This is a genomic window from Amycolatopsis sp. CA-128772 (assembly GCF_002904295.1).
In the GTDB taxonomy this organism is placed as follows: domain Bacteria; phylum Actinomycetota; class Actinomycetes; order Mycobacteriales; family Pseudonocardiaceae; genus Amycolatopsis.
The window spans coordinates 204-15,876 of the sequence record NZ_PPHG01000092.1; the positions used below are offsets into that span (position 1 = coordinate 204).

16 protein-coding genes are annotated in these 15,673 nt (G+C 70.8%); 5 read left to right on the forward strand and 11 right to left on the reverse strand.

Translation table 11 applies throughout. From position 1 onward, the window contains the following. Positions 1-186: 186 nt before the first annotated feature. Genes C2L59_RS41330 through C2L59_RS41345 form a run of 4 tightly spaced genes read right to left on the reverse strand, consistent with a single transcriptional unit; the run spans position 187 to position 4,161 of the window. Positions 187-1,326: an epoxide hydrolase family protein gene (locus tag C2L59_RS41330; protein ID WP_103355036.1), complete on the reverse strand. Its 1,140-nt coding sequence runs from the start codon at positions 1,324-1,326 to the stop codon at positions 187-189. A 38-nt stretch (positions 1,327-1,364) separates the two neighbouring features. Then, a complete protein-coding gene (locus tag C2L59_RS41335; protein ID WP_103355037.1) occupies positions 1,365-2,999 on the reverse strand; it encodes a hypothetical protein in 1,635 nt (544 codons plus the stop codon). 26 nt (positions 3,000-3,025) lie between these two features. Then, on the reverse strand, positions 3,026-3,478 hold the full coding sequence (locus tag C2L59_RS41340; protein WP_146060508.1) for a hypothetical protein: 453 nt from the start codon (positions 3,476-3,478) through the stop codon (positions 3,026-3,028). Next, the gene (locus tag C2L59_RS41345) at positions 3,475-4,161 is read right to left on the reverse strand and encodes a hypothetical protein (protein WP_103355039.1); all 687 of its coding nucleotides are present in this window, start codon (positions 4,159-4,161) and stop codon (positions 3,475-3,477) included. Before C2L59_RS41345 ends, C2L59_RS41340 begins: the two co-directional genes overlap by 4 nt. A gap of 101 nt (positions 4,162-4,262) precedes the next feature. Between C2L59_RS41345 and C2L59_RS41350 the strand changes: the two genes are divergently transcribed. Continuing rightward, positions 4,263-4,937: a cytidylyltransferase domain-containing protein gene (locus tag C2L59_RS41350; RefSeq protein WP_158263145.1), complete on the forward strand. Its 675-nt coding sequence runs from the start codon at positions 4,263-4,265 to the stop codon at positions 4,935-4,937. On the opposite strand, the gene neuC is transcribed toward C2L59_RS41350, so the two are convergent. Both neuC and C2L59_RS41360 read right to left on the reverse strand, forming a co-directional pair. Next, the gene (gene neuC, locus C2L59_RS41355; protein WP_103355041.1) at positions 4,934-6,064 is read right to left on the reverse strand and encodes a UDP-N-acetylglucosamine 2-epimerase; all 1,131 of its coding nucleotides are present in this window, start codon (positions 6,062-6,064) and stop codon (positions 4,934-4,936) included. The two genes, C2L59_RS41350 and neuC, sit on opposite strands and share 4 nt — an antisense overlap. Continuing rightward, on the reverse strand, positions 6,057-7,082 hold the full coding sequence (locus tag C2L59_RS41360) for an N-acetylneuraminate synthase family protein (protein WP_103355042.1): 1,026 nt from the start codon (positions 7,080-7,082) through the stop codon (positions 6,057-6,059). The genes neuC and C2L59_RS41360 overlap by 8 nt, the downstream gene beginning before the upstream one ends. Positions 7,083-7,205: 123 nt before the next feature. Between C2L59_RS41360 and C2L59_RS41365 the strand changes: the two genes are divergently transcribed. Genes C2L59_RS41365 through C2L59_RS41375 form a run of 3 tightly spaced genes read left to right on the forward strand, consistent with a single transcriptional unit; the run spans position 7,206 to position 9,886 of the window. Then, positions 7,206-8,159, forward strand: a complete 954-nt coding sequence (locus tag C2L59_RS41365; protein WP_103355043.1) for an ABC transporter permease — start codon at positions 7,206-7,208, stop codon at positions 8,157-8,159. Between the two features lie 3 nt (positions 8,160-8,162). Further along, entirely contained in the window at positions 8,163-8,978 is an 816-nt protein-coding gene (locus C2L59_RS41370; RefSeq protein WP_004560760.1) for an ABC transporter ATP-binding protein, read from the forward strand. Then, positions 8,978-9,886 carry a glycosyltransferase gene (locus tag C2L59_RS41375; protein WP_199199618.1) on the forward strand — a complete coding sequence of 303 codons (909 nt, stop codon included), beginning with the start codon at positions 8,978-8,980 and terminating at the stop codon, positions 9,884-9,886. The genes C2L59_RS41370 and C2L59_RS41375 overlap by 1 nt, the downstream gene beginning before the upstream one ends. A 33-nt stretch (positions 9,887-9,919) precedes the next feature. Here C2L59_RS41375 and C2L59_RS41380 read toward each other — a convergent pair whose 3' ends face one another. From C2L59_RS41380 to C2L59_RS41395, 4 genes are all read right to left on the reverse strand, one after another. Beyond that, positions 9,920-11,413, reverse strand: a complete 1,494-nt coding sequence (locus C2L59_RS41380; RefSeq protein ID WP_103355045.1) for a hypothetical protein — start codon at positions 11,411-11,413, stop codon at positions 9,920-9,922. Positions 11,414-11,423: 10 nt separating this feature from the next. After that, positions 11,424-11,996 carry a DUF3558 domain-containing protein gene (locus tag C2L59_RS41385; protein ID WP_233223988.1) on the reverse strand — a complete coding sequence of 191 codons (573 nt, stop codon included), beginning with the start codon at positions 11,994-11,996 and terminating at the stop codon, positions 11,424-11,426. A 6-nt stretch (positions 11,997-12,002) separates the two neighbouring features. Further along, positions 12,003-12,449, reverse strand: coding sequence for a hypothetical protein (locus C2L59_RS41390; protein ID WP_103355047.1), 447 nt, complete (start codon positions 12,447-12,449; stop codon positions 12,003-12,005). A 129-nt stretch (positions 12,450-12,578) separates the two neighbouring features. After that, entirely contained in the window at positions 12,579-13,343 is a 765-nt protein-coding gene (locus tag C2L59_RS41395; protein WP_103355048.1) for an ESX secretion-associated protein EspG, read from the reverse strand. 105 nt (positions 13,344-13,448) lie between these two features. Between C2L59_RS41395 and C2L59_RS41400 the strand changes: the two genes are divergently transcribed. Further along, entirely contained in the window at positions 13,449-13,694 is a 246-nt protein-coding gene (locus C2L59_RS41400; protein ID WP_103355049.1) for a hypothetical protein, read from the forward strand. A gap of 52 nt (positions 13,695-13,746) precedes the next feature. On the opposite strand, the gene C2L59_RS41405 is transcribed toward C2L59_RS41400, so the two are convergent. Next, positions 13,747-15,666: a glycosyltransferase gene (locus tag C2L59_RS41405; protein WP_103355050.1), complete on the reverse strand. Its 1,920-nt coding sequence runs from the start codon at positions 15,664-15,666 to the stop codon at positions 13,747-13,749. Positions 15,667-15,673 lie beyond the last annotated feature (7 nt).

The window sequence follows — 15,673 nt, forward strand, 5'->3', positions numbered from 1 at the left end:
GTGCGGCCGGGCGTCAAATGCGGCCGGGCGGCTCGTGCGGCCGGGCGGCTCGTGCGGCCGGGCGGCTGGTGCGGCCGGGCGTCAGGTGCACCTCGGCTGAGCGGCTAAGAGAGCGACTCTCCGACAAGCCGGCCGGGCCCGGCAGGAGCATGCCCCTGCCGAAGCCCCCAAGCCACCGCGAAAAGCTCAGCCCAGCGACCGGAAGAACGCCCGGATGTCGCCGATCAGCGCGTCCGGTTCCTCCAACCCCGGGAAGTGCCCGCCGCGGGGGAACTCCGTCCAGTGGACGATCTTGTCCGTCCGCTCGGCCAGTGTCCGGATCGGATAGCCGATGTCGTCCGGGAACACCGCCACCCCCGTCGGGACCGGGTTCTCCGGGGCCGGTGCTCCCCAGCCGCCGACCGCGTACAGGCGGGCCGATGAGTTCGCCGTCTCCGTGAACCAGTAGATCGACACGTCCGCCAGCAGGTCGTCCCGGTCGATCAGGTCCTCCGTCGCGTGGGAAAACGACCGGAACTTCTCCGCGATCCACGCCAGCTGGCCGGCCGGGGAATCGTGCAAGCCGTACGCCAGCGTCTGCGGCTTCGTCGCCTGCAGCATCGCGTAGGCCGTTCCCTCGCGCGAAAACTTCGTCCCCTTCGCCAGCGAGCGCTTTCCCTTCTCCAGCTCGTCCCCCTCCAGCCCCTCGAGGTCGGCTTCGCTGCGCACCACCGCCGACGCCAGCATCGTCACGTGGATGCCCCGCACCCGCTCCGGGAACTGGGTGGCCAGTGCCCGCGAGATCGTTGCTCCCCAGTCGCCGCCGTGCGCTCCGAACCGCGGGTAGCCGAGGCGGGTCATCAGCTCCGCGAACGCCCGGGCGATGCGGGCCGGGTCCCAGTCCGGGGCCGGGGTCGGGCCCGAAAAGCCGTAGCCCGGGATCGAAGGCGCCACCACGGTCAGCGCGTCCGCCGGGTCGCCGCCGTACGCGCGGGGGTCCGTCAGCGGGCCGATGACGTCCAGGAACTCGACGATCGAGCCCGGCCAGCCGTGCGTCAGGAGCACCGGGGGCGCCGCCGGCTCCGGGGAGACGACGTGCAGGAAGTGCACCTGCGTCCCGTCGATCACGGTCGTGGCCTGCGGGAACCCGTTGATCCGCGCCTCCTGTGCCCGCCAGTCGAAGCCCGTGCGCCAGTGTTCGGCCAGCTCGCGCACGTAGTCCACCGGGGCCCCGAGGCGCCAGCCCGTGTCCGCCGGCTGGTCGGGCCAGCGGGTGTTCGCCAGCCGCGCGCGGAGGTCGTCGAGGTCGGTCTGGGGGATGTCGACGCGAAAGGGGGTGATCTCCATGCCCCGACCCTAGGAACGATCGCGGACAGATCCGGTCCTCAATACCGCGGGCATACCGTCAGTTCGCCCGCCGGCAGCGCGTGGTCGCAGTCGAAGCGGCTGCGCACGCCCGCCGCGACGTCGGGCGGCAGGCGGTCCACCGCCAGCCAGGACGGCTGCACCACCAGGTACCGGGCGTCCGGCCGCTCGAGGCAGGCCAGGTTCTCCCGGTAGCTCTCGAGGCCGCGCACCGCCGGGAGGTACGTGCCGCGCTGCACGAACACTGGCGCCGGGTAGCGGCAGGCCGACGGGTTGCCGAAGAAGTACGCCATGTCGCCGAACGCCAGGTAGACCACCGGGGTGTCCGCGCCGATCTGCGCGCGGACCGGCGCGAACAGCCGCTCGTTGGTCTCGGCCGCCGCGACGCGCTCGGAGTTCGTGTAGTCGGCGTGGATCGCGTCGAACGAGTAAGGCGCGCTCGGCCATACCGGCACCGCGAACACGGCCAGCGCGCTCAACGACGCCAGCACCGGCCACGCGCGGCCGCGATCCCTCAGCGCGAGCCACCCGGCGGCGAGGACCAGCAGCACCAGCGCCGCGTAGACGGGCGTGCCGTGCGCCAGGCGCCAGTCCGTCGTCGCCGACGAGACGATCGGGATCCCGACGCCGAGCGCGAGCGCCGGCAGCACCAGCGCGCGGGGCGGGCCGCCGTGCTCGGCGGACCAGCGCGCCAGGGCGAGCCCGCCGAGGGCGGCGGCGAACGGCGGCAGGGCCGCCAGGTGGTACTGGAACCACTGCCCCTGCAGGACCACCGCCGCGAGTACGACCAAGACCGCGGCGGCCGGCAGGACGACCCACGCGAGGCGCGCCCGCCGGTCCGGCGCCAGCCGCGCCAGCACGGCGACGCTCACCGGCAGAAGGGCCACCATCGGGACGGCCAATGCCTCGTTCAGCACCGTCCCGGCGAGCGCCTGTACGTCCCCCGCCGCCCAGCCGCGGCTCAGCGGGCTGCCGCCGTTCAGGGCGGACAGCTCCCCGAACCACCGCCACTCGCGCGGCTCGACCAGGACCGTCAACCCGAACAGGCCCGCGCAGATCGGCGCCGCGAGCACGCCGGTGAGCAGCGCGCGGCGCCGGTCGAGCACCGCGATGACGCCGAGCGCGACCACCGCCGTCGGCGCCGTCGTGTACTTGACCAGCACGGTCAGGGCCAGCAGCACGCCGCCGAAGAGGGCGGCCGGCAATGGGCGCCGGATCCGGAGGGCGGCCCCGACGCCACCAGCCGCGAACACCACGGCCAGCCACTCCGGCTGCAGGAAGTCCCAGTTCGGGGCCAGCGCCAGCGCGACACCCGTCGCGGCGGCCACCGCGGTTGCCTCCCCGGCCGGGCGGTAGCGCAGCAGGCCCGCACGCAGCAGGAGGGACACCAGCAGCACCGCGACCAGCGCCAACACCCCTACGACGGCTTCGCGGCCGGGGACCGGCAGCGCGCTCCCGGCGTCACCGAGGGCCAGCATCAGCCGGTACGCCATCGGCCGGTGCACGAAGACCTCGGACGGCGACAGGCCCGCCCGGCCGGCCGTCTCGAGCGTGCCGAGGACGAACCGGACGTCGTGGTTGAGCCCGGTCCAGGCGATGGTCAGCGCCAGCAGGACCAGCGCCAGCAGCCACGCCGGACGCGCCCGCCGGGCCACGGCGGGCGTCCGGGCACCGGCTGTGCTCAGCCGGTCACCTCACGTCTGGTGGCGACGTCCTCTTCGAGGCGGGCCAGCCGCTCTTCGTACTTGGAGATCGCGGCCAGGCGCGCGCGGATCCGGGCGTGCTCGGCGCGGACCTCCTCGGCCTCGTCCGGCGAGTATTCGAGGCGCTCCGCCAGCCGGGCCACCGAGCCCGGCCGTTCGAAGGCCGCGATGCGCGCTTCCAGGGCGGCGAGGTGCGGCGCCAGCCGGCGCTGCTCGTCGTAGAGCCACTTCACGTGGCCGTCGAGCTCCTTGGTGACGCGTTCGACGTCGTGCCGCAGGCCGCCGATGTCCGAACGCAGCGCGTCGAGTTCGGGCCGGATCCGGTCGAGCGCGATGTTTTCGATCCGCGGCCGCAGCTTCGCGACCACCGGCCGCCCCGCGACGCGGGCGAGCTCTTTCGCCCGCGAAACCACGCCGTGAATGTCACTCACTGTATGATCTCGATTCTTCCGGAGTCACGCCATGTGCTCAGCAGCCGGGATTCCGCGTGCAGCCGGTGCTCCGCCGTCACGCCGACCTTGCTGCCCCAGGCGTGTTCGAAGTCGGTCTGGTCGGGTCGTTCGATGATCGACACCCCGGTCAGGCGCACCAGCGCTTCGGGGAAGAGCTCCTGGCACATGTACGTCACCAAGGTGCCCGTGGTGGCCCAGACGTGTTCGTCGGCCGAAAGCCCGAGCAGGCGGGACAGCGGCAGCACGAACCGCCGGTTCGGGATCGGCACGAACCCGAGGTCCGCCGGCCACCAGTCGGGCAGCGTCTCGGGCTCCCAGAACAGCCGGCCCGGCTCGGCGAGCAGGTAGAGGCGCGAGGTGTAGTCGGCGAACGTGTACGGCGAGACGACGACCCCGCGGTGCACCACGACGACGTCGGTGCGGTGCCCGTACGCCGGTTCGGCGTCCGGCTCGTCCAGCGCGAACGTCGTCATCCGGATCACGAGGTCGCTGCCGTCGATCAGCGCGGCCCGCTCGGCGTCGGAGGCCATCGGCGCGTTCCCGACCACCGCGATCGTCTCCACGCGCTGCCCGCGGGCGTAGGCGAGCAGGAGGTCGCGGAACATGCGGGCGGTGTCGTCGAGCTGCTCGGAAGCTTCGTCCGCGAACTGAGTCCGATTCATCGCTCCCCCATGGCATCGGTGACCGGGGCCGCCGTCGGGCGGCAGCCGAGCAGACGGACAATAGCCGACAGACCACCGTCGTTTCCCGGAAGGGGTCCCCTGTGACCGCGCTGGCCATCGTCCCGGCGAGGGGCGGCTCCGTGGGGCTGCCGGGCAAGAACCTGGCGCCCTTCCGGGGCCGGCCGCTGGTCGCGCACACCGTGCACACGGCCGTTTCCGCCGGGATCGCCGACGTCGTCGTCACCACCGACGACGCCGCCATCGCCGCCGCGGCCGAGGCGGAGGGCGCCCGGACCGTCCACCGGCCCGCCCACCTCGCGGAGGCGACGAGCCGGACGCTGCCCGCGGTCACCCACGCCATCGACACGCTCGGCGTCGCGGATTCGACCCTGATCCTCCTGCTCCAGCCCACTTCGCCGCTGCGGACGGCCGAGGACATCGCCGAGTGCCTCGACATCCACGCGGACCGGCCCACCGGTTCCGTGGTGCAGATGTGCCAGTCGGCCGAGCACCACCCGCTCAAGGTGTGCCTGCAGACGCCGGACGGCGGCATCGCCCCGGTCCGGGACTGGGCCGACCTCGAAGCTCCCCGCCAGACGCTGCCCGTCGTGCTGCGCCCCACCGGCGGCATCTACCTGGTCCGCGCCGGCGACCTCCGCCGGCACGAACGGTTCTTCATCCCTGAGGTGCGGCCCCAGTTCGTGCCGGTCGAGCGGGCGATCGACATCGACTCCGCCGCGGATCTGGTGCTGGCCGAGCAACACGTCTCCGGTTAGCGGTCCACGAAGGCCTTGTACAGCGAAGGCCGCCAGAGCTCTTCGCCCTCGAGCAGGTCGATGATCCGGCGGTGCGCGCCCGGCTCGCCGAACTCGGTGTGCGGCGCGCACCGGCCCATCGCACGGGCCTTGCCGATCCCGGCCGTGACGGCTTCCGCGGTCGGGTCGACCGACAGCACGCTGGGCGCCATCGCCCGGTTGCGCTGCCGGGTGCCGACGGTGACCGATGGCGTGCCCAGCACCGGCGCCTCGCGCACGCCGGCGCTCGAGTTGCCCAGCACGACGGCCGCGTTCTTCATCAAGGTGACGAAGTACTCGAACCGCATCGACGGCAGGCGCACGAACCGGGGACCTTCGAGCCGGTCGAGCTCGCTCCGGATCTCGCGGCAGCCTTCGTCGTTGTTCGGGTCGATGACGACCCAGTTGCCCTCGGTGAGCACGGCGTCGACCACGGCAGCCGCGTTGCGCCGGTTGAGGTCGCGCTCGGTCGTCACCGGGTGCAGGGCGAGCAGGCCGTAGTCGGTGAACGGGATCTCGTAGTGGCGCCGGACCTCGTCGAGGTCGGGCAGCCGCGCCGACGTCAGGACGTCCACCTCGGGACTGCCCACGACGAAGATCCGGCCCTCCTCCTCGCCGAGCTGCAGCAGCCGGCGCCGGGCCGTCTCGTTGGCGACCAGGTGGATGTGGGCGTGCTTCGACAGCGAGTGCCGGATGACGTCGTCGATCGTGCCGCTGACCTCGCCGCCTTCGATGTGCACGACCCGCACGTTGGCCAGCGACCCGACGATCGCGCCGGCGAGCGCCTCGACGCGGTCGCCGTGCACGACGATCGCCGCCGGCTGCTCCTCGTGCACCAGCCGGGCCAGCGCCTGGACGGTGTTGGCCAGCACGAGCGCCATCGGCTCGTCCTCGATCTGGTTCGGGATCAGGTGCAGCCGCTGCAGCCCGGCCAGCTCGATCTCGCGCACGGTGTAGCCGTAGCTGCGCAGCATGTGCATGCCGGTGACGACGATGCGGGCGGACAGCACCGGGCTCCGCTGCACGGCGAGCATGACGTCGCGCAGCTTCCCGAAGTCGGCGCGGGTCCCGGTGAGGAAGAGGACCTCACGCCGCCCGGTCTCAGCCAAGGTCCGCCCAGCTCACCTGCGTGTTCGCCGGCAGCGCCCGGGTGACCGCCCGGCCGAGCAGGCTCTCGTAGTCCTTGGCCTTGATCTCGCCGGTGCCCGGGCGCTTGACCCAGATGTTGTCCGTGGTCAGCGCCTCACCTTCGGCGACGTCCTTGGTGGTCACGACGCAGGCGTAGGCGAAGTCGATCGTCGGCTGTTCCTCGGCCAGGATCTGCTTCGACCCGCCGCGCGAGGCGTGGATCAGCCGCGAGCCCTCGACGAGCTGCTTGAACTCGGCGGGCGTCGACGAGACCGGGATGTCCGGGCCCGGCCAGCTCATGTCGGAGGTGAAGTGCCGCTCCAGCACGGACGCGCCGAGCGCGACCGCGCCCAGGCATGGGTAGATCGTGGTGGTGTGGTCGGAAAGCCCGAGTTCCGCGTCCGGGAAGGCCGCGTGCAGCTCCGCGAGCGCGCCGAGGCGCACCTGCTCCGGCGGCGTCGGGTACAGGGACGTGCAGTGCAGCAGCGCGAACCCGGCCCCCGCGGCCCGCAGGATCTCGACGGCCGGGGTGATGGACGCGATGTCGTTCATCCCGGTCGAGAGGATGACGGGCTTGCCGAACGACGCGACGTGGCGGATCAGCGGGTAGTTGTTGCACTCCCCCGAGCCGATCTTGAAGCCCTCGACACCCAGCTCGGCCAGCCGGTCGGCGGCCGCGCGCGAGAACGGCGTCGACAGGAAGACGAGCCCGCGCTCCTCGGCGTGCGCCTTGATCTCGCGCTCGTCCTCGGCGGTGAGGGCGACGCGGTTCATCATGTCCCAGATCGGCTCGTCGGCGTTGCCGGGCACGACGTCGTTCGGGATCATCTCGTCGTCGACGACGTGGGTCTGGATCTTGACGACCTGGACGCCGGCGTCCGCGGCGTCGTCGACCATCTTGTGTGCCTTCTTGGGGTCGCCCTCGTGGTTGATCCCGATCTCGGCGATCACGAGAGGGGGGTGGTCGGCGCCGACCGGGTGCTCGCCGAGCATGAACATGGAGACCTCCGGGTCGCTGCGTGGCTGCGGGCCGTCTCCGACCTTATCCCGTGGCCCGCGCGAGCAGCCCGGCCCCAGTGCCCTGTCAAGGCCGCCGGACCTCCCATCGGTACCCTCGTCCACGTGCATGCCACCAGCACGGTTCAGGCCGCGGACTCACCCGTAGCGACGTCGGCGCCCCCGACGTCGGACAGCAAGACGTTCTCGCGTGCCTTCGCCGACATCAAGGCCGGTTTCTCCGCCCGCGAGCTGTGGGGTCACCTCGGCTGGCAGGACATCAAGCAGCGCTACCGCCGCTCGGTGATCGGGCCCTTCTGGATCACCATCAGCCAGGCCGTCATCGCGCTCGGGCTCGGGCTGCTGTACTCGCAGCTGTTCCACTCGCCGATCCAGGTGTTCCTGCCCTACCTCTCGACCGGCTTCATCCTGTGGGGCTTCATCAGCGGCTGCCTCTCCGAGGGCATGGAGACGTTCATCGCGAACGAGGGGCTGATCAAGCAGCTCCCGGCGCCGCTGAGCGTGTACATGCTGCGCACGGTGTGGCGCCAGACGCTGCTGCTGGCGCACAACATGATCGTGTACGTCGTGGTGCTGGTCATCTTCTTCGGCGCGCTGGACAACCCGTATTCGCTGGGTTCGAAGGACGGGCTCTGCAGCGGCGACCTGTTCTGCCACCCCGGCCTCAGCTGGAACATCCTGCTGGCCATCCCCGGGTTCCTGCTGCTCGCGCTGAACGCGGGCTGGGTGACGCTGCTGCTCGGCATCATCTCGACCCGCTTCCGCGACATCCCGCAGGTGATCAACTCGCTGATCCAGCTGCTGTTCTACGGCACGCCGATCGTCTGGCCGGTGGACCAGCTCCTCGGCGGCGGCGCGCGCGAAGGCATTTCCTGGGTGCTGCCGATCATCCAGCTGAACCCGCTGTACCACTTCATGCAGGTGGTCCGGGCGCCGCTGCTCGGGCAGTCGTTCACGCCGGGGAACTGGATCGTCGTCGGCGGCATCACCATCGTCGGCTGGGCGCTCGCGCTCGTCGCGATGCGCAACTACCGTGCCCGCGTCTCCTACTGGGTGTGACAAATGGTCAGCATTGACGTCCACAACGCCTTCGTCGACTTCCCGATCTTCGACGCGAAGACCCGGTCGATGAAGAAGAAGGTCCTCGGCAAGGTCGGCGGCAAGATCGGCACCGAGACCAAGGTGCCGATCATCGAAGCCCTGCACGACGTGACGCTCTCCCTGCGCGAGGGCGACCGGGTCGGTCTGGTCGGGCACAACGGCGCCGGCAAGTCGACGCTGCTGCGGCTGCTCGCCGGGATCTACGAGCCCACCCGCGGGTCCGCGCGGATCGAAGGCAAGATCGCGCCGGTGTTCGACCTCGGCGTCGGCATGGACCCGGAGATCTCCGGCCAGGAGAACATCATCATCCGCGGCCTCTTCCTCGGCATGACCGCCAAGGAGATGGAGAAGCGCGTCGACGACATCGCGGAGTTCACCGAGCTCGGCGACTACCTGCAGATGCCGCTGCGGACCTACTCGACGGGCATGCGCGTGCGGCTGGCGCTGGGTGTCGTCACCTCGATCGACCCCGAGATCCTGATCCTCGACGAGGGCATCGGCGCGGTCGACGCGGCGTTCCTGAACAAGGCGCGCGACCGGCTCAAGGACCTCGTCAAGCGCTCCGGCATCCTGGTCTTCGCCAGCCACTCGGACGAGTTCCTGTTCGAGCTGTGCGACTCGGCCCTGTGGATGGACGAGGGCCACGTGAAGCAACGCGGCTCGCTGCGGGACGTCCTCACCTCGTACAAGGGGCGTGACCCCTTCGAGAACATGAGCCAGGAAACCCTGGACCGCTTCGGCATCGAGCCGGTGGCGACGACGAACGGCGGGGAATGATGGCCAGCGAGACCCGGCAGCTGCCCGACGGCGCGGTCGTCGGCGTGGTCGTCACGCGGCACCGGCGCGAGCTGCTGGCGGACTCGCTGAAGGTCATCGCGGCCCAGACCCGCCCGGTCGACCACCTGGTCGTGGTGGACAACGGGCCGGACGAATCGGCGCGCGAAGTCGTCGAGAACTACCCGCTGCCGTACACGTACCTGCCGTCGCACCGGAACCTCGGCGGCGCCGGCGGGTTCGCGCTGGGCATGCTGCACGCTCTGTCGCTGGGCGCGGACTGGGTCTGGCTGGCCGACGACGACGGCCGCCCGGCCGACGAGAACGTGCTCGCCATCCTGCTGGAGGAAGCGGAAAAGCGCGGCCTGGCGGAGATTTCGCCGGTGGTGTCCAACATCGAGGCGCCGGACAAGCTGGCGTTCCCGCTGCGCCGCGGCCTGACCTGGAAGCGGTCGCAGTCCGAGCTGGGCGTGGACTTCCTGCCCGGCATCGCGTCCCTGATGAACGGCGCGTTGTTCCGCGCGTCCACTTTGGACGTCGTGGGCGTGCCGGACCTGCGCCTGTTCTTCCGCGGTGACGAGGTCGAGCTGCACCGGCGGCTGGCCCGCTCGGGGCTGCCGTTCGGCACGTCGCTGAAGACGAAGTACCTGCACCCGGACGGCTCGGACGAGTTCAAGCCGATGCTGGGCGGCAAGTTCCACGCGCAGGACCCGGAGAACGAGGTCAAGCGCTACTACACCTACCGCAACCGCGGTTACCTGTTGTCCCAGCCGGGAATGCGGAAGATCGGCGCGCTGGAGATCGTCCGGTTCGGACTGTACTTCGTGGGCGTGAAGCGGGACCCGAAGGCGTTCCTGCAGTGGCTGAAGCTGGTGCGGCAGGGCCGCGCGGAGAAGTTCTACCGCTACTGAGAAGGGGCCCCCGCGGGGGCCCCTTCTCTCGTCTCACTCCCCGATGACCGGGGGCGCGGTGCGCATGTCGGTGCCGAAGACCTCGTCGGGGTCACCCTCGACCAGGTAGGTCGGCCGCGAGTGCTCGGTGTCCTCGTCGCCCTCGCCCTTCTGGCCGCGGCCCATGGCACCACCGCCGGGGCTCATCCCGCCCCGGCCGGCCGCACCGGCGCCGAGACCACCCATCCCGCGTCCGGCGGCCGCTTCGGCGGCCCCGATCCCACCGGGCCGGGCGGCGCCCGACGCGGCGCCCGCGCCGGTGGCGTTGCCGGCACCCGCGCCGCCGGGGCCGAAGCCACCGCCACCGCGTCCGCCGCCGCCCCCGCCGACCTTGGAGTTGTAGGCCTCGTCGCCGCCGAAGTTCATCCCGCCCATCGGCATCGGGCTCATCGGCGGCATGCCCCCGAACTGCTGGTTCGGGTTCGAGGTCGACGCCGCCGGCAGCGAGCCGGGCGCGAAGCTGGACGGCGTGGTGTTGCCCGCGGGCACGAACCCGGACCCGGTGGTCGACCCGGGCCCGGAGAAGGAGTGCCCGGCCGGCCCGCCGAGCGGTCCGGCGGTGGTGCCGGACACGAAACCCTGAGCCGTGCCGCCCGGCGTGGTCCCCGCGTGCGAGCCCGGCATGTTCACGCTGGAGGGGTTGTTGATGCCGTTCTTGTCCCCGGTACCGCCGGGATCATCGCTGCCCCCACCGGTGCTGAAGCTCGGCGGCGGCGCGAAGGCGGGCTGCTTGGAGGCGGCCTCGTAGAGGTTCTTGTCGTAGGTCGACATGACCCCGGCGGCCTCGTCGTGCGCGGCCTGGCTGTCCTTCTGCTTCTGGATCGACTTGTCGACGTTGTCGGGCAGGTTGAACGGGTTCGACGTCGCCCAGCCCTTGAACTCGTCGGTCCAGCTGAACGGAATGGGCGCAGGCATGGAGTTCTTCGCCGTGGCGGCGGCCTGCCCCTGGTCGTAGATGGTCTCCGAGGCCAGCTTGGCGTTCTGCGAGTTGGCGTCGGACCACTTGCTGAGGCTGGTGAAGTACTGCTGCGCGTTCTCGGCGGCGCTGCCTTCCCAGGTGCCCTTGGAGGCGTTGACGGCGGTGGTCATCGACTGCGCGAACTTGTCGAAGACCTGGTGCACCTGGTGGTAGGCGGTCGAGACCTCGGACACCTGGTCGACGTCGAGGTTGCTCTGGAGGAAGGCCTGCAGCTGGGTGTGGTCGGTGCCCTTGTAGTCCGCGTTCGGCGCGTTCAGCCCCGAGACGTACTCGACATCGCGGCCCGTGGTGGCGTCCTTGACGTTCTTGTCGCCCATCTGCTGGGCCTGGTTCTTCGCCCGCGCCTGGGCCATCCACTGCTGGATCGGGCCGAACAGCCAGCTGCTGGGATCGACGCCCTCTTCGGCTTTTTGCTGCAGGTAGGCATCCCGCTCGGCGGGCGCCATGTCCTGCACTTCCTGCGGCGTCTTGTCCGGCGTCTTCGGCCGCGGGCCCTGTCGCGTGGTCATTTGAACTCCCCTAAGCCTTGGGCAGTTTCGGCTCGACGGCCTTCGTGGCCATGTCTTCGGCGATCTGGCACGCCTTGGCCACGGTCTTGAGACCGGTGGCGTTCACGTCCACTCGCCCCTTGTCCCCCACCCCGAGGGCGACGGTGCAGCCCAGCGGCGCGTCGCTCGACGCCTCCTTGGCCGCGCGGCCGTTCACCGGCATGTCCTTCACCCCGTTGCCCGTGTCGTTGACGGAGTCGAGCGGGGCGGTGTCGCGGATGGCGACGCTCAGGAGCATGCCCTCTTCGCTCGCATCGGTGACCTTGTGCTGGTAGCTGCAGACCCGGGCACCGCCGAGCTTCCTCTCGTTGGGAGGCTCGAACGAGGAGGCGTAGCCGCTGATGTCAGCCGGGGTGAGCAAGGTGCACGGCTGCAGGTCGGCGGTGGAAGCGCCGCCCGGGTTCGCCGAGCTGGAGCCGACGCTCGACGGCGCGGCGGACTCCGAGCCGGCCGGTGAGGCGGTCCCCGGCTGGGTGGTCGTGCAACCGGCCAGCAGGACGGCACCGGCGGCGAGGGGCAGGATGGCCCGTGCGAGGAGTTTCATCATTCCCTAGTGCTTGGGCTTCAAGGCGTCGAAAGCGGCGTTGTCGGACTCGTTGTACTTGGCGACGGCGAGATCGAGCGCTTGGTTCGCCTGGTCGGCCAGGTTCTTGAGCTCTTCGAGCGCGGTGCTCGCGGACCCCTCGGCCTGCGCCGCACCCTTGTGGTCGTGCGCGGCGACGGTGTGCCCGTACGGGTGGTTCCCCAGCTGAGGTGACTGGTTGAGCAGGTAGATGGCTTCGGATTTTTCGTTGAGGTCGTTGACCAGGTCGGACAGCGCCTTCTTGATCGGCGCAACCCCCTCGGGCGAAACCCTGAAGCCGCCGCTGCCGGCCGCGGCCAGCAGCTTCTGCGTCTCCGCCGTCGCCGCCTTCACGGCCGTGTCCATGGCGCCGGAGGAGAACGGGTTGACGATGTCCGACATCGAGCCGCCGCCACCGCCGTCAGCTATCAGCATCGCTGTCCACCCCGAATGTCGTCGCCCGTGCGTGTGCTCCCGGGAGTCTACTAGCCGGGCACCCAGCGCAACGGCTGTTCACCGATCTTCACTTCGGACGCGCCAGGCTGCCGGCCGGTTCCGCAGCGCTCAGAACTGGCCTTCGAGCTGGGCGTACAGCTGCTGGGCCAGCCGGGCGTTGTCCGCGGGGGCGTAGGTGATCCAGCGCTGGCCGTCGGCGGCCGCGCGGGAGGACATCAGCCAGCGGCCGCTGGGGGTGTCGAACCAGGCCAGCGGGGGGAACGTGCCGCCGCGGGTCTGGGCCGTGAACTGGCCCACGCGCTTCTTCGGCTCCTGGAACACCCGCTCGATCATGCGGACCTGCGGGCCGCCGCTGCCGCTCTGCGAACGCGGGGCGCTGACTCCCGCGAAGGGGTCGTACGCGTCGTCGCGGCGCGGGTGGCGGGGCTGCTGGACCGGCCGGGAAATCGTCACCGACTGGCCGGGCGCCGCCGGGGTGAGCGGGAGGAGGTCGACGATCGCCGGGACGATGCCCGTCGGGCGGACCTCCTCGAAGACGATGAGGTTCTCCTTCTGGTGGGCCAGCACCGCGAACTGGCCGTCGGACGCCACCCGCGCGAACAGGTGGCGGTCGCCCAGCTCGGCCGCCGCGCTGATGGTCACACTGCCGCGGACGAACGTGGTCAGCGCCAGCTCGGCGTCCGGGTCGAGGCGGCCGCGGCTCCACAGCCCGCGGCCGGTCAGGTCGCGGACCACGGCGTCGCGGATCATCGCGCGCTGCTCGACGGTCGTGCCGACGTGCGGGACCTCGAACGGCGTCGGCGCGCGGCCGAGCCCGAGCCGCTCCAGCAGGATGTCCACCGCCGCCAGCGACAGCGAGAACGAGTGCGGCATTCGCTTCCAACCCCCCGCGGATGAGTCCGGCGTTCGCGAAAACCGTAGCTCCGCCCTCAGCGAACCCGCTTGCCGGGGCAAGATCGCCGCTGGTCCGATGGACGCATGGCTGACCAGAAACCCGCACTCGTGCTGCACCTGGCGACCGGCGGCGAACCGCTGCTGTTCGCGCTCACCACCGAAGAATCCGGCAAGCTGGCGGGCCGGCTCGCCCAGCTCGTGAAGGACGGCGCCGTCGAATCGGTGACCACCAAGGACGACTCGGTGGTCGCGATCAACTTCGCCCACGTCGCCGCCGCCTACGTCGACGACCTCACCCGCAAGAGCAAGGTCTTCGGCCTGCACGCCTGAGACGGCGAAGGCCGCCTCACGACGTACGTGAGACGGCCTTCGCGAAGCACCCTCAGAGCTTGTACAGGCGCTTCCAGTTCTCCCGCGAGGTGAGCTCGGGCATGGCGCGCTTGTACTGCTCCTGCACCGCCGCGCCTTCCTTGCGCAGCCGCTGGACGACCTTCGCGCCGCGCTTGGCCAGGTCGAACATCTTCGCGCGGTCGTAGTGCCGGACGCGGACGCCTTCCTGGCTCGCGTCGGTGACGACCGCGGTGTCGAACAGCGCGATGTGCCACCAGTTCGCCTCGTCGATCGGCACCGCGCCGAGCCCGAACCGGCTGCGGCCCAGCACCCGGTCGAGCACGCGCTTGATCAGCACCAGGCGCTGCATGCTGGGCCGCGGCGCGCTGTTGATGATGCCGATGTCGTTGGACGCGATGCCCGGGACGTCGGTCGCCTTGTGGCGCTTGGTCTCCGGGTACTCGTCGCGGATCCGGCGGATCTCCTTCATCGCGTCGACCCCGCCGTCACGCAGGACTTCCGGGCCCTGCAGAAAGTCCTCGACGGCCTTGATCAGCGTCGCCGACAGGCCGTACTGCATGCCGAGCAGGTAGCGCACCAGCTGCGCGAGCAGCACCCGCGAGAGCAGGTTGAGGTTGAACGGCGAGTGCAGGGCCGCGGTGATGATCGAGTTGCGCAGGTTGAAGTACCGGTGCCACTCGTCCCAGTCCTTCATGTGGAAGTCCGCGTGCCACACGCCCGCACCCGGCAGGGTGACGGTCGGGAAGCCGTGCGCGCGGGCCCGGTAGGAGTACTCGGCGTCGTCCCACTGGAAGAAGAACGGCAGCGGGTAGCCGGTGGCCTGGACGACCTCGTACGGGATCAGGCACGACCACCAGCCGTTGTACCCGGCGTCGAGGCGGCGCTCCTGACGGTTCGGCTTCAGCGTCTCCTCGTCCACGCCGAGCAGGTCGGCGGTGGACAGCGAGTGCTCGACCGGCTGGCCGGGCTCCAGCGTGTTCAGCCGGGCGTACTCGGCGCCGACGTGCAGCTGGTTCGGGTGGAACAGGTTCAGCATCTGGCCGCCGACGATGATCGGGTTGGCGGCGCGGTTCGAGAACGCCGTCATCCGGATCACCAGGTCCGGCTCGAGCAGCACGTCGTCGTCCATGAACAGGACGTTCGCGTGCTCGGTCGCGGTGTGCCCGGCCACCTCGAACAGGCCGCGGGTGAAGCCGCCGGCGCCGCCGAGGTTCGGCTGCTTGATGTAGTGCAGCTTGTCGGCGAGGTCCTTGGCGACCTGCTCGAAGCCGTCGCGGGACTCGACGAGGTCGGTGCCCTGGTCGGCGACGTAGATCGCGTCCAGGGTCTCCAGCGAGGAGACGTCCGCGGCGAGGGCCTGGAGGTTCTTCAGGCAGTCGTCGGCGCGGTTCATCGTGCAGATGGTCACCGCGGTCGGGCGGATCTTCTCCGGTGCCTCGACCGTCCAGCGGACCTGCTCGACGCGCAGCGTCTGGCCGCCCTCGGTCTCGAGGTCGAGCCAGAGCGCGCCGCCGTCGTAGAACTTGTCGAGCTTGCCGGTCAGCGACACCTTCGCCTGCTTGGCGTCCTTGACCTGCTCGGCGGCCACGACGCGGGGCTCGCCCTCGACATCGGAAGCGCCCATCGACAGCAGGCCGGTGCCGGTGACGACGGCCTCGACCGAGACCTCGGTCACCGTCGTCCAGCGCTGCCAGTAGCTGGCCGGGAAGCGGCCGAAGTACGTGTTGCCCGAGACCTTGGAGGCGGGGTCGAGGCTGATCGACGCACGTTCCCGCACGGCCGCGCCCCACTCGAGCTCGGCGTACAGGTCCTTGCTGACGATCGGCGCCGGGCCGGCGTAGAGCCCGCGCTGCGCCGTCAGACGGCCCTGCGGAGTGTGCTCGGTGAACCGCGTCTCGGCGGCCGCGCCGGCTGGGGTGGTCGGCGCCGGGGTGGCTGTTTTACCGGGCATGGAAGTC